The organism is Caldimonas hydrothermalis (assembly GCF_056746695.1).
Window position 1 is genome coordinate 75,942 of the sequence record NZ_JBWQXA010000009.1, and the last position, 22,828, is coordinate 98,769.

Below are 22,828 nucleotides of genomic sequence, written 5' to 3' on the forward strand. Positions count from 1 at the left end.
CTCAGATCAGGCCCTCGAAGGGCAGCACGTCCACGAGCTCGCCCTCGGCGACATCGCCCTGATCATGGTGCAGCACCACCAGTCCGTTGGCTTCCGACATCGAACGCAGGATGCCCGAACCTTGCGAGCCGGTGATGCGCACCTGCCAGCGTCCGTCCACCTGGCGCACGATGCCACGCTGGTATTCGGTGCGCCCGGGCTTCTTGCGAAGGGGCTGCTGCGCATGTGCACGCAGCAGGGGCAGCGGTTGCGGCGTGGCCCCGCCCATGGCCAGCAGGGCCTCGCGCACAAAGGCGTAGAAGGTGATCATCACCGCCACGGGGTTGCCGGGCAGCCCGAACAGGATTGCCTGGCGGCCGCGGCTCTCGATGCGGCCGAAGGCCATGGGCCGGCCTGGGCGCATCGCGATGCGCCAGAACGCCACCTCGCCCAGCCGCGCCATCATCTGCTTGGTGAAGTCGGCCTCACCCACGCTCACGCCGCCCGAGGTGATGATGGCGTCAGCGCTCTCGGCGGCCTGCCGGAAGGCGGCTTCGAGGGCCTGGGGATCGTCGCGCACGACCCCGAGATCGAGCAATTCCACGCCCAGGCGCTGCAGCATGCCGTGGATCGTGTAGCGGTTGCTGTCGTAGACGCAGCCGGCCTCCAGCGGCTCGCCGATGGAGCGCAGTTCGTCGCCGGTGGAGAAGAAGGCCACCCGCAGGCGGCGCAGGACGGGCACTTCGGCCTGACCCAGCGAGGCCAGCAGGCCCAGGTCGGCCGGACGCAGGATCTTCCCGGCCGACAGCGCGGGCCGGCCCCGTGCGAGGTCCTCCCCTCGCAGCCGGCGATTGTCGCCAGCGCGCACGGCGCCGGCGGGCAGGATCACGACTTCGCCCTCGACCTGGCAGAACTCCTGCGGCACGACGGTGTCCAGCCCTTCGGGCATCACGGCGCCGGTCATGATGCGCACGCACTGGCCGGGCGCCACCCGCTGCTCGAGGGGTTGGCCGGCCAGCGCGGTGCCCGCGATGCGCAGCCGTGTCGGGCCGTCGGCGCTCAGGTCGGTGCCACGCAGCGCGTAGCCGTCCATGGCTGAGTTGTCGTGCGACGGCACATCGATCGGCGAGATCACGTCGGTGGCCAGCACGCGACCCAGCGCCGTACGCAGGGGCAGCTTCTCGACGGTGTCCACGCGAGGGACGAAGCGGCGGATGAACTCCTGCGCCTTCTCCACGGGCAGGGCGTCCGGGTCGTAGCCGCTCACACAGGAGGCGATCTGTTCGAGGGATGTCATCGGGGGGCGCCGTTCACAGCATCAACACCATGTGAGCCTTGTCGAAGTACTGCACCTTGCGGCCGGTCTCGACGCGGATGGCCCGTGGCAGCAGGCCGTACACCTTGAAGCCCGCCCGCTCATACAGGCGCAAGGCCCGTTCGTTGGACGCCGTCACCGTGAGTGTCAGCATCTCCAGGCCTTGGGCCTGGCGCGCCAGGTCCAGGCAAGCCGCGAGCAACTGGCGGCCGATGCCCAGGCGGGTGTGCGATTCGCGCACGTACATGCCGACGATGTTGGCGCGGTGGCGCAGCTTGCGCTTGAGTTCGCGCTCGCAGGCCACCGAGCCGGCCAGCTCGCCGTCCACCCAGGCCCCCATCAGGAAGGTGCCGCCCAGCGGTTCGCTCAGGCCCAGCCGTCCCAGATAGCTCTCGGGGCTGCGCAGCCGCTCGGTCTCGGCGTCTGACGTGAAGGATTCGGGGTGGCGCTGCAGGGCCTCGTCGCGCAGCAGCTTGTAGGCCGGCAGGTCCTCCGGGCCCAGACGGCGCACCTCGATCAGCGGGGCGCGTTCAACCGCCGCCGCGTTCGAGCGCCACCAGCTCGTCTTGGGTGTTGGCATTGGCAAAGGCCGACTCGTCATCGAATGGCACCTCCACGGTGTGGTGCTGGGCCGTCCAGCGGTCGATCTTGCGTCCGCCCGCATGCGTGTAGCGCACGAGGCTTTCCAGCAGCGAGGTCCGCATCAGTGTGAACACGGGCTGAACCTGGTCCCCGGTGCGCGCCATCGCGATCTCGGCGTCCTGGGCCTGCAGGGCCGTCCCCAGCCGATGAACCAGATCGGTCGGAAACAGCGGCGAGTCGCAGGGCACGGTGACGAGATAGGGCGTCTCGCAATGCTCCAGCCCGGCCAGGAACCCTGCCAGCGGCCCGGCGTAGTCGGGCAGGGCATCGGGCCAGACCGGCACGCCGAAGGACTCGTAGGCGCCGAGGTTGCGGTTGGCGTTGATCATCACGCGACCCACCTGCGGCGACAGCCGCAGCAGCGCATGCAGGGCCAGCGGCAGGCCGCGGTAGTTTTGCAGGCCCTTGTCGACCCCGCCCATGCGGCTGCCGCGGCCGCCGGCCAGGATCAGGCCGGTGATGAGCTCAGGATCCATCATTGCGCTCGTTGGGGAAGGGATCGCCCAGGTGGCGAGCGCCTTGCATCACGGCCACCACGACGCAGCCCACCGCCACCGTGACGACCATCGCGAGCAGGAAGACCATGCCGCCGGTGACGATGTAGTCGACGAGCTGCGCCGCGCGGTGCGCATCGTCGTGCAGCCCCTCCTGCAGGCCGGCCTTGATCCAAGAGCCGATGAGCCAGGGGATCATCACACTGGCCAGCACGGCGGCCAGCAGGCGCCGTTTGACGGCGGGGGCCAGCAGCGGGGCGCGCGCCATGCTCAGCCTCCGATGTAGTGCATCTCGACCTTGCGCAAGGCGGTGCCAGTGTCGGCTTGCAGGGCTGCGCGCAACTCGGAGTAGCGGTCTCCGCGGTCCTGCCAGATCAGCCCGATGGCTGCCGCGATCTGCTCGTCGGTGCAGCCTGCGCGCAGCAAGGCGCGCAGGTCATGCCCTTGCTGGGCGAACAGGCACAGGAACAGCTTGCCCTCGGTGGACAGGCGGGCGCGGTTGCAGTCGCGGCAGAAGGCCTGGGTGACGCTGGAGATCACGCCGATCTCGCCGCCACCGTCGCGGTAGCGCCAGCGCTCGGCGGTCTCGCCGGGGTAGTTCGGGTCGATGGGTTCGAGCGGAAAGTGGGCGCTCAAGCGTTCGATCACCTCGGCCGAGGGCAGCACCTCCTCCATGCGCCAGCCGTTGGTCGCTCCCACGTCCATGAACTCGATGAAGCGCAGCACGATGGAGGTGCCGCGGAAATGGCGGGCCATCGGGACGATCTCGTGGTCGTTGGTGCCGCGCTTGACCACCATGTTGACCTTCAGCGGCCCCAGGCCGACCTGCTGGGCGGCCTCCAGCCCTGCCAGCACGTCGGCCACCGGGAAATCGACATCGTTCATGCGGCGAAACAGCGCATCGTCCAGCGCATCCAGGCTGACGGTCACGCGCTGCAGGCCGGCCTCCTTCAGGGCCCGCGCCTTGCGCGCCAGGACCGAGCCGTTGGTCGTGAGCGTCAGGTCCAGGGGCTGGCCGTCGGGCGTGCGCAGGGCAGCGAGCATCTCGATCAGGCGTTCGAGGTCCTTGCGCAGCAGGGGCTCACCCCCCGTGAGCCGGATCTTGCGCACGCCGTGAGCGACGAACAGCCGGGCCAGCCGGGTGATCTCCTCGAAGCTCAGCAGGGCGCTGTGGGGCAGGAACTGATAGTGCTTGTCGAAGACTTCCTTGGGCATGCAGTAGCTGCACCGGAAGTTGCACCGGTCCGTCACCGAGATGCGCAGGTCGCGCAAGGGCCGGCCCAGGCGGTCGCTGAGCGGCCCGTCGGGCGAGCGCCACTGGTCCGGCACCCGCGGCACGGAGGCCCGGACACGGTGATCGGCCAGCGGGATCACTTTCTCTGCCATGGCCCCGATTGTGCATCGGCGCGGGCCGGATGGTCCATCGGCCCGTCCCGGGGCTTGCCGCGCATCAAGGCTTGCGGGCGAACGCCGCACCGGGCCGCCGCCGTAGGCGGGGTCAATGTGCGAGGGGGAACGCCGCCTCGGCGGCCTGCTGCGCCGGCAAGCCCCGGCCGCCGGTGGTGCGGGAGGGGGTGGCCACCAGCACCTGCGCGCGCCGGGCGCCGTTGTAGCGCTGGCTCCAGTAGCGCATGCGCATGTCCTCGATGCGCACCTGGGCGCCGCTGCGCGGGGCGTGGATGAACTTGCCCTCTCCCACGTAGATGCCCACATGCGAATAGGCGCGGCGCAGCGTGTTGAAAAAGACCAGGTCTCCCGGTCTGAGCTCGCTGCGCGGCACCGGCACCAGGCCGGCGGCCCGGGCCTGCTCCTCGGCGCGGCGCGGCAGGCCGATCCCGAGGGCCGTGTCGAACACATGGCGGGTGAAGCCGCTGCAGTCGAAGCCCTCGTCGATCGAATTGCCGCCACGGCGGTAGCTCACACCGAGAAAGCTCATCGCCGTCACCACGGCCTGGGCGGCGGCATCCTGCACTGCCGGCGGGGCGTTCGGTGCCTGGGGGTCGATCGCGGCCGGGGCGTCCTCGGGCTCCGGGGCGGCCGGCGGGGAGGGGGACCATCCACGCTCGGCCAGGAAGGCGGACATCGGGTCGCCTGCGGGGGCGGTGGCCGGAGGTGGTGCCACCGAGGCACACCCCGTCAGGCCTGCCATCAGGCAGACCACACCGACCAGGCGCGAGCAGGACATTTGCATCGCCGCAACCATAGGTCAACGTCACGGGTCTCGTCAAGAAATTTGCGATATGACAATCACTTAGCAGCAATATCTCGAAACAGTCCTCGATGGGTCCGTCCCGTCTGGACCCCGGGTCGGGTCGAACCTCTGGCGGGGCGCCCGGCAAGCGGGCACGATGGACGGGTGGCGCCGCGGTCGGCTGTCAGGGGGCCGTCAGCGTGCCTGCCTTCAATCGATGCTCCCAAAACGACGGGCCGTACCCCCTGCGAGGAGACACAGCATGAACTACGAAGCCTTCTACCGACGCTCGATCGAGGACCGGGACGGCTTCTGGGCCGAGCAGGCCCGGCTGATCGACTGGCTACAGCCGCCGCAGACCATCTGCGACCACAGCCGCCCTCCGTTCGTGCGCTGGTTCGTCGGCGGCACGACCAACCTGTGCCACAACGCGGTGGACCGCCATCTCGCACAGCGCTCCGACCAGGCCGCGCTGATCCATGTGTCCACCGAGACCGGCACCGAGCGCGTCTACAGCTTTCGCGAACTGCATGCCGAGGTGCAGCGCATGGCTGCGGTGCTGCAGTCCCTGGGGGTAGAGCAGGGCGACCGCGTGCTGATCTACATGCCGATGATCCCCGAGGCGGTGTTCGCGATGCTGGCCTGTGTGCGGCTGGGGGCCATCCACTCGGTGGTCTTCGGCGGGTTTGCCAGCGTCAGCTTGGCCAGCCGCATCGACGATGCGCAGCCGCGCGTGGTCGTCAGCGCCGATGCCGGCTCCCGCGCCGGCAAGGTGGTGCCCTACAAGCCGCTGCTGGACGAGGCCATCCGGCTGGCACAGCACAAGCCCGAGCGCGTGCTGCTGGTCGATCGTGCCCTGGCGCCGATGGAGCGCGTGGCCGGGCGCGATGTCGACTACGCCGCCTTGCGCGAGCAGCACCTGCACGCCCAGGTGCCCTGCGTGTGGGTGACGGCCGACCACCCGAGCTACACGCTTTACACCAGTGGCACGACCGGCCGGCCCAAGGGGGTGCAGCGCGACACGGGCGGCTATGCGGTGGCCCTGGCCGCGAGCATGAAGTACATCTTCTGCGGCCAGGCCGGCGAGACCTATTTTTCCACCAGCGACATCGGCTGGGTGGTGGGCCACAGCTACATCGTCTACGGCCCGCTGATCGCCGGCATGGCCACCATCCTCTACGAAGGCCTGCCGATCCGGCCCGATGCGGGCATCTGGTGGCAGCTCGTCGAGAAGTACAAGGTCACGGTGATGTTCAGCGCGCCCACTGCGGTGCGGGTGCTCAAGAAGCACGATGCGGCCTTCCTGAAGAAGCACGATCTGTCCAGCCTGCGTGCGCTTTTCCTGGCCGGTGAGCCGCTGGACGAGCCCACCGCGAAATGGATCGCCGACGCATTGGGCAAGCCCGTCATCGACAATTACTGGCAGACCGAGACCGGCTGGCCCATCCTGACGATTGCCAACGGCGTCGAAAACAAGCCCAGCAAGTTCGGCTCGCCCGGCGTGCCGATGTACGGCTATCGCGTCAAGCTGCTGCACGAGGCCACCGGCGAGGAGCTGATCGGAGCGCACCAGAAGGGCGTGCTGGCCATCGAGGGGCCGCTGCCGCCGGGTTGCATGCAAACCGTCTGGCGCGACGACGAGCGCTTCGTGAAGACCTACTGGAGCGCCGTGCCCAACCGGCAGGTCTACAGCACCTTCGACTGGGCCATTCGCGACGAGGACGGCTACTACTTCATCCTCGGCCGCACTGATGATGTCATCAACGTGGCCGGCCACCGCCTGGGCACGCGCGAGATCGAAGAGAGCATCGCCAGCCACCCCGCGGTGGCCGAGGTGGCCGTGGTGGGCGTGGCCGACAACCTCAAGGGCCAGGTGGCCATGGCCTTTGCGGTGCTGAAAGATCCAGCGCAGGCGGCCACTGAGGCGCAGGCCCTGGCCCTCGAAGGCGAGATCATGAAGGTGGTGGACCAGCAGCTCGGCGCCGTCGCACGGCCTGCTCGTGTGCGGTTTGTCACGGTCCTGCCCAAGACCCGCTCGGGCAAGCTGCTGCGCCGCGCCATCCAGGCCGTGTGCGAACACCGCGACCCCGGTGACCTGACCACCATCGAGGACCCCTCGGCCCTGCAGCAGATCCGCGCGATGGTGGCCCTGCCGGCCTGAGCGGCATACGAGGCACTGCGGCAGCAGTGCCCCACGACGGCGGCGGCGTCCGGCCTCCCCCTTGTGGGGGATGTGCCACAGTCGAGCTCAAGAACGGACTGAAACGGTCGAAGTCCCGAAAGCTGGATACATTTGCGGTCCAGCGCATGTTCAGGATGAAAGACCCTCAGGCTCCGCTTTTCGTCGACGTCCACCAACTCAAGGTCGGCATGTATGTGCATCTCGACGTGGGTTGGATGGCACACCCTTTTGCGATGAGCAGTTTCCGCATCGCCTCGGACGACCAGATCGCCACCATCCGTGGCCTGGGTCTGCAGCAGGTGCGATGGGATCCCTCCCGCAGCGATCCGGGGCTGCTGGCTCTGGTGGGCGGCCAGGCCGGGCCGCAGCCGGCGGCCGCCGATGCGCTGCCGGCCGATCCGCAAGTGGCGTTGCGGGCCCGCCGGCGCGCCTTGCTGGCTTCGCAGCGGGCGCATCTGGCGGCTTGCGAGCGTGAGTTCAACCAGGCCGCCAAGGAATTCCGGCAGATCACCGAGATCGCGCACAGCCAGCCCGAGGCGGCCCGCGAGCGTTCCGAGAGCATGGTCAGCGGCTTTCTGGACAAGATCGATGGGGCCCACGACACCTGCATCCGCCTGCTCCACGAGGGCGCGGGCGACCGCGCCTCGTCCCATAGCCTCAATGTCACGGTGGTGTCGATGCTGCTCGGTCGGGCCATGGGGCTGGGCGAACAGGAGCTGCGCGACGTGGGCTTGGGCGCCCTGCTGCACGATCTGGGCAAGACCGAACTGCCCGACCGCGTGCGCTGGAAGGACGAACTCTCCACCTCGGCCGAGCTGCAGTTCTATCAGGAGCATGTGGCCCATGGCGTGAGTCTGGCGCGCAAGATGAAGCTCAGCCCCCAGGCCACGCTGGTCGTGGCCCAGCACCACGAACAGGCCGACGGCCGGGGCTTTCCACAGCGGCTGCCGGGTGAGCGCATCAGCCCGCTGGCGCGCATCGTCGCCCTGGTCAACCGCTACGACAACCTGTGCAACCCGCTCAACCCGGCCAAGAGTTTGACGCCGCATGAGGCGCTGTCGCTGATCTTCGCGCAGATGAAGGCGCGCTTCGATGCGCTCACCCTCAGCGCCTTCATCAAGATGATGGGGGTGTATCCGCCGGGCTCGGTCGTCGAGCTCACCGACGGGCGCTTCGCACTGGTCGTCTCGGTCAATTCGGCGCGCCCGCTCAAACCGCGCGTGATCGTGCACGACCCCAAGGTGCCGGCCGAGGAGGCCTTGGTCGTCGATCTCGAGGCCCACCCTGACCTGGGGGTTCGGCGCAGCCTGAAACCCTTGCAACTGCCGCGCGTCGCACTGGACTATCTGTCCCCGCGCCAGCGCATCTGCTACTTCTTTGAACGGGCCGTGGACCCATCGGCACCCGAGCCCGAGGGGTCTGTATGAGTGCGCCCAGCCTGATGCCGGTGCTCCAGCACCTGATCGACGGCATGCTCGAGGCGGTCTGGATGGTCGATCCGGTGGACCTGCGCGTGGTCGCGGCCAACCAGGCTGCGCATGCCCTGCTGGGCGTGAGTGAGGGCAGCCTGGTCGGCAAGGCCGCCATCGAGCTGGCTGCCACGCCGGAGGACCTGGTCTTCTGGGAGGATGTCGCGGCCGGTCTGAGCGACCGCATCCTCTCCGACAGCCTCGTATGCCGCCCCGACGGCACCACGGTGCAGGTCGAGCGCCGCGTGAGCCTGCTGCGCCTGGCGCCGGGCCATTCGCTGTTCCTCGTCAGCCTGCGCGACCGCAGTGAGCAGCGGCGCGTGGAGGACGAACTCGAACGGCTGGTGTCGGAGCTGCGTGCCACCCTCGAATCCACGGCCGACGGCATCCTGGCCGTCGACCTGCACGGGGGCATCCGCGGCTACAACCAACGCCTGGCCGACCTCTGGGGTTTTCCGCAGGCCCTGATGCTGCGCCGTGACGACCAGGCCATCTTCGCCTGGCTGCGCGAGGCCGTGGCCGACGTGCAGGCCTACGACGAGAAGCTCGCCCTCATTGCCCGCTCGCCTCTGCTGGAGACCACCGACCTCATCGCGTTGCGATCGGGCCGCGTGATGGAGCGGGTCACGAGGCCCCAGTACAGCCGGGGCCGGCCCATCGGTCGCGTCTACTCTTTCCGCGACATCACGCAACAGCTGGCGCAGGAGTCCCAGCTCCAGCTCGCCGCCAAGGTGTTCGATGCCAGCCCCGACGCCGTGTTCATCACTGACGGGCAGCTCAAGGTGCTGGCGGCCAACCCCGCCTGTGCCCGCCTGTGTGGCAGCGCGTGCCAGACGCTGGTGGGGCAGCGCTGGAACGAGCTGGTCCACGATCCGGCCGATCCGGGGGCGATCGATCGCCTGCGCTCGGCCGTCGACGAGTGCGGCAGCATCGAGGCCGAGCTGCACTACGTGCGTGCCGACGGCAGCAGCGGCCCCTGCCAAGTCTCGATGGTGCGCCTGTCCGACGACGCCGGCGGCACGCTGCACTACATCGCCTTCGTCAAGGATCTCACCGACAAGCTGGCGGCCAAGCGGCGCATCGAGGAGTTGGCCTACACCGACGCACTGACCGCCTTGCCCAACCGCCTGGTGTTCACCGAGCGCGTGGAGTTCGCCATCGCGATGGCCCGCCGAGAACATGGCCGCTTCGCGGTGATGTTCGTCGACCTCGACCGCTTCAAGCAGATCAACGACTCGCTGGGACACCTCTACGGAGACCGCGTGCTGGTGGACGTGGCCGACCGGCTCAAGCGCTGCGTGCGCGAGGTCGATACCGTGGCCCGCTACGGCGGCGATGAGTTCGTCGTGCTGCTCCACCAGGCCGACGTGCGTGGCGCGGAGGCAACCGCCCGACGCATCCTCGAGGCCTTGACCGTCCCGGTGCAGCTCGATGAACTGAGCTTCACGGTCACCGGAAGCGTTGGCATCGCGATGTATCCGGATGACGGCGCCACCGCCAACGACCTCATCAAGAACGCCGACGCGGCCATGTACCGGGTGAAAGAGCGTGGCCGGTCGAGCTTTCGCTTCTATCAGCCGCAGATGAACGTGGACCTGCTGGCGCGCATGAAGATCGACCATGCCATGCGCCAGGCCCTGCCAGCCGGCCATTTCCGCCTGGCCTACCAGCCGCAGGTGGACATCAAGACCCGCGAGGTGCTGTCCGCCGAGGCCCTGCTGCGCTGGCGGGACCCGGACCTGGGCGACGTCTCGCCCGCCCAGTTCATCCCCGTGGCCGAGGAAAGCGGCTTTATCGTCGCCCTGGGCGACTGGGTGCTGACCGAGGCGGTGCAGCAGGCCGCGCGCTGGCAGGCCCGGGGGCGTGCGCTGCAAGTCTCGGTCAACGTGTCGGCCCTGCAGTTCCAGCAGGCCAACTTCGTCGAGCGCGTGGCCGGTGTGCTGTCGGCTGCCGGGTTGGCGCCCGGCTGGCTCGAGCTTGAGCTCACCGAATCCATCCTGATCCAAGACGCCGAGGAGGCGCTGAGCCGCCTGCAGCAGCTCGAACAGCTCGGTGTGCGCCTGGCGATCGACGACTTCGGCACCGGCTACTCCAGCCTGGGCTACCTCAAGCGTTTCCCCATCGGCAAGCTCAAGATCGACCGCTCCTTCATCGCCGGGCTGCCGGCTGACGAGAGCGATGCCGGCATCGTGCGCGCCATCGTCAGCATGGCGCGGGCTCTGCACATCAAGGTCATCGCCGAGGGTGTCGAGACCGATCTGCAGCGGCAGTTCCTGTGCGCCGCCGGCTGCGACCAGTTCCAAGGCTACCTGTTTGCCCCACCGGTCGATCCTCAGGAATTCGACAGGCTGCGCGACACCGCCGCACACGCGCCGGGCTGCCGTGCGGGAGGCTGAAGGCCCGGCGCCCGGCCGCCGATGTGGAGATTGCGGATTGGCCGCTGACCGCCAGGAGTGTTAGAGTCATGCCTTCAGACTTTCGGTCCTTCCCGTCCCCTTTGCTGGTTTCTGAGTGAATCCACAGTGAAGGCGGGTCGCAATCCGCCAACCGGTCAAGCCGTGTCGCGGAAGGTTGATCAACCAGCCAACAGCCCTGGAAACCGGGGCATGAGGTGAGCGAGATGATGCAGCAATACAGGTCCAACTCGTACCTGTTCGGGGGCAACGCCCCCTACGTCGAAGAGTTGTACGAGGCCTACCTCGACAACCCGGGCTCGGTGCCTGACAACTGGCGCGCCTATTTCGACGCCCTTCAGAACGTGCCTGCGGTCGACGGCAGCGATTCGCGCGATGTCGCGCACGCGCCCGTCATCGAATCCTTCGCTCAGCGCGCCAAGTCCAACGCCTTCGCGGTCAAGGCCAGCAGTACCGACCTGGCCGTGGCGCGCAAGCAGGTGCACGTCCAGTCCCTGATCGCTGCCTATCGCTTCCTCGGTTCCCGCTGGGCCGACCTCGATCCCCTCAAACGTCACGAGCGTCCTCGCATTCCCGAGCTCGAACCGGCCTTCTATGACCTCACTGAAAGTGACATGGACATCACTTTCAGCGCGACCAACACCTACTTCACCAAGGCCGAACAGATGACCCTGCGGGAGATCCTGCAGGCCCTGCGTGAGACCTACTGCGGCACCATCGGTGCCGAGTTCATGCACATCACCGAGCCGGCCGAGAAGCGGTGGTGGCAGGAACGCCTGGAGAGCTCGCGCTCCAAGCCGGTATTCACCGGCGAGAAGAAGAAGGCCATCCTCGAGCGCCTGACGGCGGCCGAGGGCCTGGAGCGCTTCCTGCACACCAAGTACGTGGGGCAGAAGCGCTTTTCGCTCGAAGGCGGCGAGAGCTTCATCGCCGCGATGGACGAGCTGATCAAGCGCGCCGGCGAGAAGGGCGTGCAGGAAATCGTGATCGGCATGGCCCACCGGGGCCGCCTCAACGTGCTGGTCAACACGCTGGGCAAGATGCCTAAGGACCTGTTCGCCGAGTTCGAGCACACCGCCAAGGAAGACCTGCCCGCCGGTGACGTGAAATACCACCAGGGCTTCTCCAGCGATGTCTCCACCCCTGGCGGCCCGGTGCACCTGAGCCTGGCCTTCAACCCCTCGCACCTGGAAATCGTCAACCCGGTGGTCGAGGGTTCGGTCAAGGCCCGCATGGATCGCCGTGGCGACAAGGAAGGCGATCAGGTGCTGCCCGTGCTGGTGCATGGTGACGCCGCCTTCGCCGGCCAGGGGGTCGTGATGGAGACGCTGGCGCTGGCGCAAACGCGCGGCTACTACACCGGCGGCACGGTCCATATCGTCATCAACAACCAGATCGGCTTCACGACCAGCGACCCGCGCGACACCCGCTCGACGCTGTACTGCACCGACGTCGTCAAGATGATCGAAGCGCCGGTGCTGCACGTCAACGGCGACGACCCCGAGGCCGTGGTGTTCTGCACCCAACTGGCGCTGGACTACCGCCAGGAGTTCAACAAGGACGTCGTCGTCGACATCGTGTGCTTCCGCAAGCTGGGCCACAACGAGCAGGACACCCCCTCGCTCACCCAGCCGCTGATGTACAAGAAGATCGCCAAGCACCCCGGCACCCGCAAGCTCTATGCCGACAAGCTGGTGACCCAGGGCGTGCTGCCCGAGGACGGGCCCGAGGAGATGGTCAAGGCTTACCGCGCCGCGATGGACGCGGGCAAGCACACCGTCGATCCCGTGCTCACCAACTTCAAGAGCAAGTACGCCGTCGACTGGACGCCCTTCCTCGGCAAGAAGTGGACGGACGCGGCTGACACTGCGCTGCCGCTGGCCGAGATCAAGCGCCTGGCCGAGCGCATCACCACCATTCCGGGCAATTTCAAGCTCCACCCGTTGGTCGAGAAGGTCATCGCCGACCGTGCCGCCATGGGCCGCGGCGAGATCAATGTTGACTGGGGCATGGGCGAGCACCTGGCTTTTGCCTCGCTGGTGGCCAGCGGCTATCCGGTGCGCCTGTCGGGCGAGGACTGCGGACGCGGCACCTTCACCCATCGCCATGCCGTGCTGCACGACCAGAACCGCGAGAAGTGGGACGAGGGCACCTACATCCCGCTGCAGAACGTGGCCGACAACCAGGCCCCCTTCGTCGTGATCGACTCCATCCTGTCGGAAGAGGCGGTGCTGGGCTTCGAGTACGGCTATGCCTCGGCCGACCCCAACACGCTGGTGATCTGGGAGGCCCAGTTCGGCGACTTCGCCAATGGGGCCCAGGTGGTGATCGACCAGTTCATCGCCTCCGGCGAGGTCAAGTGGGGGCGCGCCAATGGCCTGACGCTGATGTTGCCGCATGGCTATGAGGGCCAGGGGCCCGAGCACAGCTCGGCGCGCCTGGAGCGCTTCATGCAGCTCGCCGCCGACAACAACATGCAGATCTGCCAGCCCACCACGGCCAGCCAGATCTTCCATGTGCTGCGCCGACAGATGGTGCGCATGTTCCGCAAGCCGCTGGTGCTGATGACGCCCAAGTCGCTGCTGCGCAACAAGGACGCCACCTCGCCGCTGGCCGAATTCACCAAGGGCGAGTTCCGCACCGTGATCGGCGAGCTCAACGCCGAGATCGAGGCGGCCAAGGTCAAGCGCGTGATCGTCTGCTCCGGCAAGGTCTACTACGACCTCGTCAAGAAGCGCGAGGAGAAGAAGGCGCTCGACGTGGCGATCATCCGCGTCGAGCAGCTCTACCCCTTCCCGCACAAGGCCTTTGCCACCGAGCTCAAGAAGTACCCCAACGCCACCGACGTCGTGTGGTGCCAGGACGAGCCGCAGAACCAGGGTGCATGGTTCTTCGTGCAGCACTACATCCACGAGAACATGCTCGAAGGCCAGAAGCTCGGCTATGCCGGCCGTCCGGCCTCGGCCTCGCCGGCCGTGGGCTATGCCCACCTCCACCAGGAGCAGCAAAAGGCCTTGCTCGAGCAGGCCTTTGCCAAGCTCAAGGGGTTCGTGCTCACCAAGTAAGTCCCGGTCCCGGGTCGACGACGGCGCCGCGCCGCCTCGCCCGGATGCGTTGACGGGGGCTGCCCGCGGCGGCCCCTGTGCGCGGCGACACGCATAGCGAAAGAACGATCATGGCAATCATCGAAGTCAAGGTTCCCCAACTGTCCGAATCGGTGGCCGAAGCCACCTTGCTGTCCTGGAAAAAGCGTCTGGGCGAAGCCGTCAGCGCCGACGAGATCCTCATCGAGATCGAGACCGACAAGGTCGTCCTGGAAGTGCCCGCGCCGGCGGCCGGCGTGATCGTCCAGCTCGTCAAGAACGACGGCGACACCGTCGTCAGCGACGAGGTCATCGCCAAGATCGACACCGAGGGCCAGGCCCAGGTCAGCCCGCTGGAGGTCAAGGCTGCACCGGCTGCCGCCCCCGCGGTGACCCCTGCGCCGGCGCCTGCGGCGGCCGGTGGCGCCAAGTCGGATGTGGCGATGCCTGCCGCGGCCAAGCTGATGGCCGAGCACCAGCTCACGGCCGCCCAGGTCAGCGGCACCGGCAAGGACGGTCGCATCACCAAGGGTGACGTGCTCGGCGCCCTCGAAGCCGGGGCTCGGCCCGCCGCCCCGGCGCCGGCCAGCGCCGCCCCCGCCGTGGCCAAGCCGCTGCCGCAGGTCAGTGCCCCCGGCCTGAACCTGGGCGACCGCCCCGAGCAGCGCGTGCCGATGAGCCGGCTGCGCGCCCGCATCGCCGAGCGCCTGCTGCAGTCCCAAGCCACCAATGCCATCCTCACCACCTTCAACGAGGTCAACATGGCCCCGGTGATGGAGATGCGCAAGAAGTTCCAGGAAAAGTTCGAGAAGGAGCACGGTGTCAAGCTCGGCTTCATGAGCTTCTTCGTGAAGGCAGCGGTGCATGCGCTCAAGAAGTACCCCATCCTGAACGCCTCGGTCGACGGCAACGACATCGTCTACCACGGCTACTTCGACATCGGCATCGCCGTGGGCTCGCCGCGCGGCTTGGTGGTGCCCATCCTGCGCAACGCCGACCAGATGACCTTTGCCGAGATCGAGAAGAAGATCGCCGAGTTCGGCCAGAAGGCCAAAGATGGCAAGCTCGGCCTGGAGGAACTCACCGGCGGCACCTTCTCCATCTCCAACGGCGGCGTGTTCGGCTCGATGCTGTCCACGCCGATCATCAACCCGCCGCAGTCGGCCATCCTGGGCGTGCACGCCACCAAGGACCGTCCGGTGGTCGAGAACGGTCAGATCGTGATCCGCCCGATCAACTACCTGGCCATGAGCTATGACCACCGCATCATCGACGGTCGCGAGGCCGTGCTCGGCCTGGTGGCGATGAAGGAAGCACTGGAAGACCCGGCCCGCCTGTTGTTCGACATCTGAGGAAGCGCTGGAATGAGCCAACAATTCGACGTCATCGTCATCGGCGGTGGCCCCGGCGGCTACATCGCCGCCATCCGCGCGGCCCAACTGGGCTTCAAGGTGGCCTGCATCGACGAGTGGAAGAACGGCAAGGGCGGCCCGGCCCCGGGTGGCACTTGCACCAACGTCGGCTGCATCCCGTCCAAGGCCCTGCTGCAGTCGTCCGAGCACTACGAGCACGCGGCGCACCACTTCGCCGACCACGGCATTGGGCTGAGCAATCTCAGCATCGACGTGGCGAAGATGCTGGCCCGCAAGGACAGCGTCGTGAAGCAGAACAACGACGGCATCCTCTACCTGTTCAAGAAGAACAAGGTCAGCTTCTTCCATGGGCGCGGGGCGTTCTCCAAGGCAGTCGAGGGCGGCTACGAGATCCAGGTGTCCGGTGAGAAAGCCGAGACGCTCACCGGCAGGCACATCATCGTGGCCACCGGCTCCAGCGCCCGCGCGCTGCCCGGCGTGGCCTTCGACGAGGAGACCATCCTGTCCAACGACGGGGCGCTGCGCATCCCGGCGGTGCCCAAGACGCTGGGCGTCATCGGTGCCGGTGTGATCGGCCTGGAGATGGGCTCGGTGTGGCGTCGCCTGGGTGCCCAGGTGACCCTCCTCGAAGCCCTGCCCACCTTCCTGGGCGCAGCCGACGAGCAGATCGCCAAGGAGGCCCGCAAGGCCTTCGACAAACAGGGACTGAAGATCGAGCTGGGCGTGAAGATCGGCGAGGTCCAGGCCGGCAAGAAGGGCGTGAGCGTTGCCTACACCGATGCCAAGGGCCAGGCCCAGGTGCTACAGGTGGACAAGCTCATCGTCTCGATCGGCCGGGTGCCCAACACCACAGGCCTCAACCCCGAGGCCGTGGGCCTGAAGCTCGACGAACGCGGCGCCATCGTGGTGGATGACGACTGCCGGACCAACCTGCCCAACGTCTGGGCGGTGGGCGACGTGGTGCGCGGCCCCATGCTGGCCCACAAGGCCGAGGAAGAGGGTGTGGCCGTGGCCGAACGCATCGCCGGCCAGCACGGGCACGTCAACTTCAACACCATCCCCTGGGTCATCTACACCAGCCCCGAGATCGCCTGGGTGGGCCAGACCGAGCAGCAGCTCAAAGCGGCAGGCCGGGCCTACAAGGCCGGCACCTTCCCCTTCATGGCCAACGGCCGCGCGCGGGCCCTGGGCGACACCACCGGGATGGTCAAGTTCCTGGCCGATGCCAAGACGGACGAGATCCTGGGCGTGCACATCGTCGGGCCGTTTGCCTCCGAACTGATCGCCGAAGCCGTGGTGGCCATGGAGTTCAAGGCCAGTGCCGAGGACATCGCCCGCATCTGCCATGCGCATCCCTCGCTGTCCGAGGCTACGAAGGAGGCAGCGCTGGCCGTGGACAAGCGCACCCTGAACTTCTGAGATCGAAGCACAGGCATGGCCCCAGGGCGACTTCACCGTCGCCCTTTTTCTTGAACATGCAGGACCGCCATGACGAGCGTCGCCCGGTTGTACGAAGACACGCTGAAGGCGCGCGGCTACCGCAGCGACCCCGCACAACTGCGCGCCGTGGCTGCCCTGCAGCGCTGTCAGGATGAATGGGCCGACTACAAGGCCCGGCGCTCGAACGCGCTGACCAAGCTGCTGCGTCGTCCCCCCCTCCCGAGGGGCGTGTACATGTACGGCGGGGTGGGGCGGGGCAAGAGCTTCCTGATGGACTGCTTCTTCCAGGCCGTGCCGCTCACGCGCAAGACCCGCTTGCACTTCCACGAGTTCATGCGCGAGGTGCACCGGGAACTGCAAGACCTCAAGGGCACGGTCAACCCGCTGGACGAACTGGGTCGCCGTATCGCGCGACGCTACCGCCTGATCTGCTTCGACGAGTTCCACGTTGCCGACGTGACGGATGCAATGATTCTGCATCGCCTGCTCGAAGCGCTCTTCAAGCACCGCGTCAGCATCGTCACCACCTCGAACTTCCACCCCGACGGGCTCTACCCCAACGGGCTGCATCGCGACCGTATCTTGCCGGCCATCGAGCTGCTCAAGCAGCACCTCGAGGTCATCAACGTCGACAACGGCACTGACTACCGGCAGCGTACGCTGGAGCATGTCAAGCTCTACCACTGCCCGCTGGGAGAGCAGGCCGATGCGCAAATGGCCCAGGCCTTCGAGGAGCTGGCCGAGGCGCGTGACGAGAGCCCCATTCTGCATATCGAGCAGCGCGAGATTCGCGCGCGACGGCGTGCCGGCGGGGTGGTGTGGTTCGACTTCCAGGAGCTGTGCGGCGGGCCACGCTCACAGAACGACTACCTGGAGCTGGCCTCGCAGTTCCACACCGTGCTGCTGTCCAACGTGCCGCACATGCCGGTGCGCATGGCCTCGCAAGCCCGGCGCTTCACCTGGTTGGTGGACGTGCTCTACGACCGCCGGGTGAAGCTCATCATGTCGGCCGAAGTGCCGCCGGAACAGCTTTACACCGAAGGCCCGCTGGCCCACGAGTTTCCGCGCACGGTTTCGCGTCTGAACGAAATGCAGTCCCGGGAATTCCTGTCGCTGCAGCGGCGCGAAGTCGACACGCGCCTGACCTGAATCCGGCGGGTCACGCAGGGGGAGGGCGCGCCGACTCCTCTCCTCAGGTCAGCAGGTCCACGCGCACCAGCGCCAGCGAGAGGTTGTCGCCACCGCCCCGTGCGCGCTGGCGAGCCTTGCTCACCAGCATCTCGCTGGCCTCGCGCGGAGGCAGGGTGTTGACGATGGCCCCGAGCTCACGCGGGGTGAAGTAATGCCACAAGCCGTCGCTGCAGGCCAGCAGCGAATCGCCGATCTCGAGCCGGTCGATGTGGTGCAGCGTGATCGGCGGGTCCTGGAACGTGCCCAGGCAGCCCGTGAGCAGGTTCGACTGCGGGTGGGTGTTGGCCTCTTCCTCGGTGATCTGCCCCTCGTCGACCAGGCGCTGCACGTACGAATGGTCCTTGGTGCGGCTGACCATGTCCGACCCGCGGAAGTGATAGACACGCGAATCTCCGGCATGGATCACGTCACATTCGCGGTTCGGGCTCACGAGGAAGGCGGCCACCGTGCTGTGCGGCTCCTCTTCGGCGGTGATGGCCGTCAGCTTGATCATCAGGTGGGATTCCAGCACGAGCTGCTTGAGCACGTCGCGTGCATCCTCGGTGGTGGGCGAGTAGCGGTCGAACAGCTGTCGGGCAGTGAGGACGACCTGGTCGGAAGCCTTGCGACCGCCGCTTTTGCCGCCCATGCCGTCGGCCACCACCGCCAGCATGCAGCCGGGCACGCGTGCATGGACCAGGATGTCCACCTGATCCTGCTGGTACATGCGGTCGCCCCGGTGGATGCCGGTGGCCGCGCTCAGGCGGTAACCCTTAGAAGATGTGCTCATGGGAAAAGGGCGTGGATAGACCAAAACTATAATCCAGCCATCTCGCGCTGCGCCGGGAAATTTCAACGGTGATGGGCCATGGATGAAAACCTGCACTCGCCTCAGCGTCGGCTGATCGAGTTGCGCATGGAACATGCCGATCTCGACAGCCTCATCGACGGCGCCGAATTCCAGACACCCCGTGACGAGCTCGCGCTGCGACGCCTCAAGAAACGCCGGCTCCTGCTGCGCGACCAGATCGCCCGCCTCGAGGCCGAACTCGACCCGCGGGAACCGGCCTGAGCCGTGGCGGCCGCAACGTGGCATCCCCCGGAAGGGGTGGCGATGAACCCGTCGGGCGCGCCGTCCGAAGATGCGCTCGTTGCCGCCACCCGCGAGGCCTTCGGGCCCCAGGGGTCGCTGGCCCGGGCCGATGCCGGCTTCCGCGAGCGCGAGATCCAGACGCGCTTGGCTGCGGCCATCGCCGAGGCCGTCGCGCACCGTCGGGTTCTGGTGGCCGAGGCCGGCACCGGGGTGGGCAAGACCTACGCCTACCTGGTGCCTGCACTGCTGTGCGGCGGGCGGGTGCTGGTGAGCACGGCCACCAAGAGCCTGCAGGATCAGCTTTTCCTGCGCGACCTGCCGCATGTGCGCGACGCCCTCGGCCTGCCACTGCGCACGGCGCTGCTCAAAGGCCGGGGTAGCTACCTGTGCCTGCACCGGCTGCAGCAGGCCCGGCACACCGCCCAGTGGCCCGACCGCGGCGCGGTACGCGCCCTGGCGCGCATCGAGCAGTGGGCCCAGGGCACGTCCACCGGCGATCTGGCCGAACTGCCCGGGCTGGATGACCGCTCGCCGGTGATTCCCCTGGTCACCTCCACCCGCGACAACTGCCTGGGCAGCGACTGCCCGAGCTACCGGGGCTGTCATGTGATGAATGCACGTCGCGAGGCCATGGCTGCGGACGTGGTGGTCGTCAACCACCATTTGTTCTTCGCCGACCTGGCCTTGCGTGAGACGGGCATGGCCGAACTACTGCCGACGGTGGATGTCGTGGTTTTCGACGAGGCCCACCAGTTGGCCGAGGCCGGTGTGCAGTTCCTCGGCGTTACCCTGGGCACGGCAGCGCTCATCGAACTGGCCCGCGACCTGTTGGCCGCCGGCCTGCAGCATGCGCGCGGCCTGCGCGACTGGCACACCCTGGCGGGTGGAATCGAGCGCGCAGCGCGCGAGTTGCGGCTGGCCGCTGCCGGGCCGCTGCACGATCTGCGCGGCCCCGTCAAGCTGCGCTGGCAGGAGCGGGCCGGACGCGACGCCTTCAATGGGGCCCTGCATGGCGTGGCGCAGGCGGCCGGCGCCGGCCACGAGGCGGTGCTGGCGGTGGCCGGTGCGGCGCCGGACTTCACGCGGCTGGCCGAGCGGCTGGATCTCGTGGCCGAGCGTGCGCAGGCCTTTGCGCAGCCTGCACCGCCCGGGCGTGTGCGCTGGATCGACCTCGGCGCCCAGCAGGTGCGGCTGGTGGAGTCGCCGCTCGACATCCGCGAGACCCTGCGCGAGCAACTCGCATCCTCGCCCAAGGCCTGGGTCTTCACCTCGGCCACGCTGGGCGACGACGAGCGGCTGAGCTGGTTCACCGAACCGGCCGGCCTGGACGAAGCGACCGTCTTGCGCGTGGGCAGCCCCTTCGACTACCCGTCTCATGCCTGCGTCTACGTGCCGCGCCGCTTTCCCAGGCCCAATGAGCCGGGGCACCCGGCGGCCGTGGCCGCACTGGCCGGACGGCTCGCTGCGGCGCTGGGCGGGCGCAGCTTCGTGCTGACGACCACACTCAAAGCCCTGCAGCCGATCGCGCAGGCCCTGCGCGAGCAGTTCGAGGCCGAGGGCCGAGCCATCACCGTGCTGCGCCAGGGCGACGCCCCCAAGCGCCAGCTCATCCAGGACTTCCTGGCCCATCCGCAATCCGTGCTGGTGGGCTCCCAGAGCTTCTGGGAGGGCATCGACGTGCCCGGCGACGCCTTGCAGTGCGTGGTGATCGACAAGCTTCCGTTTCCGCCGCCGAACGACCCCCTCATCGAGGCCCGGGTGCGCCGCTTCGAGGCTGAAGGCCGCAGTGCCTTCAACGATCTGTTCGTGGCCGAGGCGGCCGTGGCGCTCAAGCAAGGGGCGGGTCGCCTCATCCGCACGGAAAGCGACCGCGGCCTGCTGGTCGTCTGTGATCCGCGCATGGCGACTATGGCCTACGGCCGCCGGCTGCGAGCGGCCCTGCCACCGATGCGCTGGCTCGACAGCGAGGACGACGCCCTGGCCTGGCTGATGGAGCTGGCCGCCTCGGCCCCAGCGTCCTGAGGAGCGCTCACACGCCTTTCAGGCGCTTCAGTTCAGGTGGCGGGTGCCGGCCTGGCCCAGGTAGATGCTTTGCGGAAAGTTTCTCTGCAGCACGCGCAGCGCATCGTCGCGCAGCTGGGGCAGGCCCAGCCGGTCGTAGCTTTGCGCCATCAGGTGCAAGGCCTCCTCGACTGCCGGCGACTGCTGGTAGTCGCGCACCGCGAGCTGGGCCCGGTTGGCGGCGGCCAGGTAGGCGCCGCGGCGGAAGTAGTACCGCGCGACATGCACTTCATACTGGGCGAGTGAGTTCACGATGAAGTTCATGCGCGCCTGGGCATCAGCGGCATAGACCGACTCGGGATAGAGATCGACCAGTTGGCGGAAGGCCTGGTAAGCCTCCTTCGAAGCCTGCTGGTCGCGCTCGGACAGGCTCTGCCGCGAGAAGCGGCCGAACAGGCCGAGGTTGTCGTTGAAGTTGATCAGGCCCTTGAGGTAGAGGGCGTAGTCCGAGGCCGGGCTGGCCGGGTAGAGTTTCATGTAGCGCTCGATCGTGGCCAGGGCCTGGGCACGTTCGCCGCTGCGGTAGTAGGTGTGGGCCAGCTCGAGCAAGGCCTGCTGGGCCAGCAGGGTGCCTGCCGCGCGCCCTTCGAGGCGTTCGTAGAAGCGGATCGCACGCTCGTAGTTGCCGGCAGCCGCGTCGGCGCGGGCCTCTGAGTACACTCGCTCGGCGCTCATGCCGGCCGTCTCGTCCTTCGGGGTCGAGCTGCAGGCCGCCAGCAGGGCCGCACCGGCGAGAGCCAGCGCGCAACGCCGGGCCAACAAGGCAAAGTGAGTGTGCATCCCGGTTCCATCCGGCGCAGGCCGCGGGCCTGCGCTCGTTCCATATTCAGACAAAGCACGGATTCTATATGGCGCATGCCACCCCCCCATCCGAGAGGGACGCCTGTGCCGAGCGCCCGCACGAGACGGGCTCGGCCGACTTCCCGGACGACTTGCACGACGACGAGCGGATCGAGACCCGCGAGACCCTGATCGACGCTGCCGGTCATGGCCAGCGGCTGGACCGACTGCTCGTGGCCCTGGCGCCGGAGTTCTCGCGCACCTGGCTGCAGCAGTTGGTGGAGCAGGGAGCGGTGCAGCTCGACGGGCAGCCTGTGCGCCAACCCAGTCGCAAACTCAAGGCCGGCCAGCGGCTGCGGCTCGAGCTGCGCCCCACGCCGCAGAGTCAGGCCTTCCGGCCCGAGGCCATCGCCCTGTCCGTGGTCTACGAGGACGAGCATCTGCTGGTGATCGACAAGCCCGCCGGCCTGGTCGTGCACCCGGCGGCAGGCCATTGGTCCGGCACGCTGCTCAATGCCTTGCTGGCCCACCACGGGGGGGCTTCGGCCCTTCCGCGCGCCGGCATCGTGCACCGCCTGGACAAGGACACCAGCGGCCTGATGGCGGTGGGCAAGACGCTGGAGGCCGTGACGGCGCTCACGCGGGCCATCGCCGCGCGCAGCGTCCATCGCGAGTACCTGGCGCTGGTGCACGGCGAGATCCGGCAGCCGCAGGCGCTGGCCACCATCGACGCCCCGATCGCGCGCGATCCGCGCTCGCGTGTGCGCATGGCGGTGGTCGCCGACGGGCGGCACGCACGCACCGATGTGGCCCTCGTGGCCGTGGGAGCGGGCTGTTCCGCGGTGCGCTGTACCCTGCACACTGGACGCACCCATCAGATCCGGGTGCACTTGGCCTTTCGCGGGTTTCCGCTGGTCGGCGACAGCCTGTACGGGGGGCATGAGGCCCTGGGCCTGCAGCGACAGGCCCTGCATGCGTGGCGACTGCGTCTGGACCACCCCGTTCAGGCGCGGCCGCTGGCCTTCGAGGCGCCGGCGCCGGACGATTTCGCCCGGGCCTGGCGGTGCGTGGCGGGCGGACCACGGACTTCGCCGTCCACCGGGCTACAATAGGTTCAGACGCACATACCGCTGCCCGCCGCC

The 22,828-nt window shown here is 68.1% G+C and carries 18 protein-coding genes; 10 read left to right on the forward strand and 8 right to left on the reverse strand.

Annotation, left to right across the window (positions count from 1 at the left end):
• Position 1 precedes the first annotated feature (1 nt).
• The 6 genes from moeA to AC1ECW_RS12180 form a co-directional block, all read right to left on the reverse strand.
• Positions 2-1,276: a molybdopterin molybdotransferase MoeA gene (moeA, locus tag AC1ECW_RS12155; protein ID WP_481201931.1), complete on the reverse strand. Its 1,275-nt coding sequence runs from the start codon at positions 1,274-1,276 to the stop codon at positions 2-4.
• A 13-nt stretch (positions 1,277-1,289) separates the two neighbouring features.
• Entirely contained in the window at positions 1,290-1,874 is a 585-nt protein-coding gene (locus tag AC1ECW_RS12160) for a GNAT family N-acetyltransferase (protein WP_409710070.1), read from the reverse strand.
• A complete protein-coding gene (gene mobA / locus AC1ECW_RS12165; RefSeq protein WP_409710066.1) occupies positions 1,825-2,415 on the reverse strand; it encodes a molybdenum cofactor guanylyltransferase MobA in 591 nt (196 codons plus the stop codon). The genes AC1ECW_RS12160 and mobA overlap by 50 nt, the downstream gene beginning before the upstream one ends.
• Positions 2,402-2,698, reverse strand: a complete 297-nt coding sequence (locus AC1ECW_RS12170; protein ID WP_409710063.1) for a hypothetical protein — start codon at positions 2,696-2,698, stop codon at positions 2,402-2,404. Before AC1ECW_RS12170 ends, mobA begins: the two co-directional genes overlap by 14 nt.
• A gap of 2 nt (positions 2,699-2,700) precedes the next feature.
• Positions 2,701-3,816, reverse strand: a complete 1,116-nt coding sequence (moaA, locus tag AC1ECW_RS12175; RefSeq protein ID WP_409710060.1) for a GTP 3',8-cyclase MoaA — start codon at positions 3,814-3,816, stop codon at positions 2,701-2,703.
• 112 nt (positions 3,817-3,928) lie between these two features.
• On the reverse strand, positions 3,929-4,621 hold the full coding sequence (locus AC1ECW_RS12180; protein WP_481201932.1) for a C40 family peptidase: 693 nt from the start codon (positions 4,619-4,621) through the stop codon (positions 3,929-3,931).
• 217 nt (positions 4,622-4,838) lie between these two features.
• Here AC1ECW_RS12180 and AC1ECW_RS12185 point away from each other — a divergent pair, with 217 nt between their 5' ends.
• The 7 genes from AC1ECW_RS12185 to zapE all read left to right on the forward strand — a co-directional run bounded on the left by AC1ECW_RS12185 (position 4,839) and on the right by zapE (position 17,731).
• Complete coding sequence (locus tag AC1ECW_RS12185; protein ID WP_481201933.1) at positions 4,839-6,782, forward strand: propionate--CoA ligase; 1,944 nt, start codon at positions 4,839-4,841, stop codon at positions 6,780-6,782.
• A gap of 155 nt (positions 6,783-6,937) precedes the next feature.
• Entirely contained in the window at positions 6,938-8,230 is a 1,293-nt protein-coding gene (locus AC1ECW_RS12190; protein ID WP_409707166.1) for a cyclic di-GMP phosphodiesterase, read from the forward strand.
• Positions 8,227-10,668 (forward strand): sensor domain-containing protein, encoded by a 2,442-nt coding sequence (locus tag AC1ECW_RS12195; RefSeq protein ID WP_409707169.1) that lies wholly within the window; start codon positions 8,227-8,229, stop codon positions 10,666-10,668. Before AC1ECW_RS12190 ends, AC1ECW_RS12195 begins: the two co-directional genes overlap by 4 nt.
• Positions 10,669-10,892: 224 nt before the next feature.
• On the forward strand, positions 10,893-13,751 hold the full coding sequence (locus tag AC1ECW_RS12200) for a 2-oxoglutarate dehydrogenase E1 component (protein WP_481201934.1): 2,859 nt from the start codon (positions 10,893-10,895) through the stop codon (positions 13,749-13,751).
• A 110-nt stretch (positions 13,752-13,861) separates the two neighbouring features.
• Positions 13,862-15,121 carry a 2-oxoglutarate dehydrogenase complex dihydrolipoyllysine-residue succinyltransferase gene (gene odhB / locus AC1ECW_RS12205; RefSeq protein WP_481201935.1) on the forward strand — a complete coding sequence of 420 codons (1,260 nt, stop codon included), beginning with the start codon at positions 13,862-13,864 and terminating at the stop codon, positions 15,119-15,121.
• Between the two features lie 12 nt (positions 15,122-15,133).
• On the forward strand, positions 15,134-16,561 hold the full coding sequence (gene lpdA, locus AC1ECW_RS12210) for a dihydrolipoyl dehydrogenase (RefSeq protein WP_481201936.1): 1,428 nt from the start codon (positions 15,134-15,136) through the stop codon (positions 16,559-16,561).
• Positions 16,562-16,630: 69 nt separating this feature from the next.
• Entirely contained in the window at positions 16,631-17,731 is a 1,101-nt protein-coding gene (zapE, locus tag AC1ECW_RS12215; protein ID WP_409708045.1) for a cell division protein ZapE, read from the forward strand.
• A gap of 43 nt (positions 17,732-17,774) precedes the next feature.
• Here the strand turns inward: zapE and AC1ECW_RS12220 are convergent, their stop codons facing one another.
• Positions 17,775-18,542, reverse strand: coding sequence for a PP2C family protein-serine/threonine phosphatase (locus AC1ECW_RS12220; protein WP_481201937.1), 768 nt, complete (start codon positions 18,540-18,542; stop codon positions 17,775-17,777).
• A gap of 78 nt (positions 18,543-18,620) precedes the next feature.
• Here AC1ECW_RS12220 and AC1ECW_RS12225 point away from each other — a divergent pair, with 78 nt between their 5' ends.
• Complete coding sequence (locus tag AC1ECW_RS12225) at positions 18,621-18,824, forward strand: DUF465 domain-containing protein (protein ID WP_409657569.1); 204 nt, start codon at positions 18,621-18,623, stop codon at positions 18,822-18,824.
• 42 nt (positions 18,825-18,866) lie between these two features.
• Positions 18,867-20,867: a DNA repair helicase YoaA gene (yoaA, locus tag AC1ECW_RS12230; RefSeq protein WP_481201938.1), complete on the forward strand. Its 2,001-nt coding sequence runs from the start codon at positions 18,867-18,869 to the stop codon at positions 20,865-20,867.
• A gap of 27 nt (positions 20,868-20,894) precedes the next feature.
• On the opposite strand, the gene AC1ECW_RS12235 is transcribed toward yoaA, so the two are convergent.
• Positions 20,895-21,686, reverse strand: coding sequence for an outer membrane protein assembly factor BamD (locus AC1ECW_RS12235; RefSeq protein WP_409708054.1), 792 nt, complete (start codon positions 21,684-21,686; stop codon positions 20,895-20,897).
• 68 nt (positions 21,687-21,754) lie between these two features.
• Between AC1ECW_RS12235 and AC1ECW_RS12240 the strand changes: the two genes are divergently transcribed.
• Positions 21,755-22,798 carry an RluA family pseudouridine synthase gene (locus tag AC1ECW_RS12240; protein ID WP_481201939.1) on the forward strand — a complete coding sequence of 348 codons (1,044 nt, stop codon included), beginning with the start codon at positions 21,755-21,757 and terminating at the stop codon, positions 22,796-22,798.
• The last annotated feature ends 30 nt before the right edge of the window (positions 22,799-22,828 follow it).

Coding starts and splice junctions, on each gene's coding strand:
- moeA (WP_481201931.1), bottom strand. CDS start 1,276: ATGACATCCCTCGAACAGATCGCCTCCTGTGTGAGCGGCTACGACCCG.
- AC1ECW_RS12160 (WP_409710070.1), bottom strand. CDS start 1,874: ATGCCAACACCCAAGACGAGCTGGTGGCGCTCGAACGCGGCGGCGGTT.
- mobA (WP_409710066.1), bottom strand. CDS start 2,415: ATGATGGATCCTGAGCTCATCACCGGCCTGATCCTGGCCGGCGGCCGC.
- AC1ECW_RS12170 (WP_409710063.1), bottom strand. CDS start 2,698: ATGGCGCGCGCCCCGCTGCTGGCCCCCGCCGTCAAACGGCGCCTGCTG.
- moaA (WP_409710060.1), bottom strand. CDS start 3,816: ATGGCAGAGAAAGTGATCCCGCTGGCCGATCACCGTGTCCGGGCCTCC.
- AC1ECW_RS12180 (WP_481201932.1), bottom strand. CDS start 4,621: ATGCAAATGTCCTGCTCGCGCCTGGTCGGTGTGGTCTGCCTGATGGCA.
- AC1ECW_RS12185 (WP_481201933.1), top strand. CDS start 4,839: ATGCTCCCAAAACGACGGGCCGTACCCCCTGCGAGGAGACACAGCATG.
- AC1ECW_RS12190 (WP_409707166.1), top strand. CDS start 6,938: ATGAAAGACCCTCAGGCTCCGCTTTTCGTCGACGTCCACCAACTCAAG.
- AC1ECW_RS12195 (WP_409707169.1), top strand. CDS start 8,227: ATGAGTGCGCCCAGCCTGATGCCGGTGCTCCAGCACCTGATCGACGGC.
- AC1ECW_RS12200 (WP_481201934.1), top strand. CDS start 10,893: ATGATGCAGCAATACAGGTCCAACTCGTACCTGTTCGGGGGCAACGCC.
- odhB (WP_481201935.1), top strand. CDS start 13,862: ATGGCAATCATCGAAGTCAAGGTTCCCCAACTGTCCGAATCGGTGGCC.
- lpdA (WP_481201936.1), top strand. CDS start 15,134: ATGAGCCAACAATTCGACGTCATCGTCATCGGCGGTGGCCCCGGCGGC.
- zapE (WP_409708045.1), top strand. CDS start 16,631: ATGACGAGCGTCGCCCGGTTGTACGAAGACACGCTGAAGGCGCGCGGC.
- AC1ECW_RS12220 (WP_481201937.1), bottom strand. CDS start 18,542: ATGAGCACATCTTCTAAGGGTTACCGCCTGAGCGCGGCCACCGGCATC.
- AC1ECW_RS12225 (WP_409657569.1), top strand. CDS start 18,621: ATGGATGAAAACCTGCACTCGCCTCAGCGTCGGCTGATCGAGTTGCGC.
- yoaA (WP_481201938.1), top strand. CDS start 18,867: ATGAACCCGTCGGGCGCGCCGTCCGAAGATGCGCTCGTTGCCGCCACC.
- AC1ECW_RS12235 (WP_409708054.1), bottom strand. CDS start 21,686: ATGCACACTCACTTTGCCTTGTTGGCCCGGCGTTGCGCGCTGGCTCTC.
- AC1ECW_RS12240 (WP_481201939.1), top strand. CDS start 21,755: ATGGCGCATGCCACCCCCCCATCCGAGAGGGACGCCTGTGCCGAGCGC.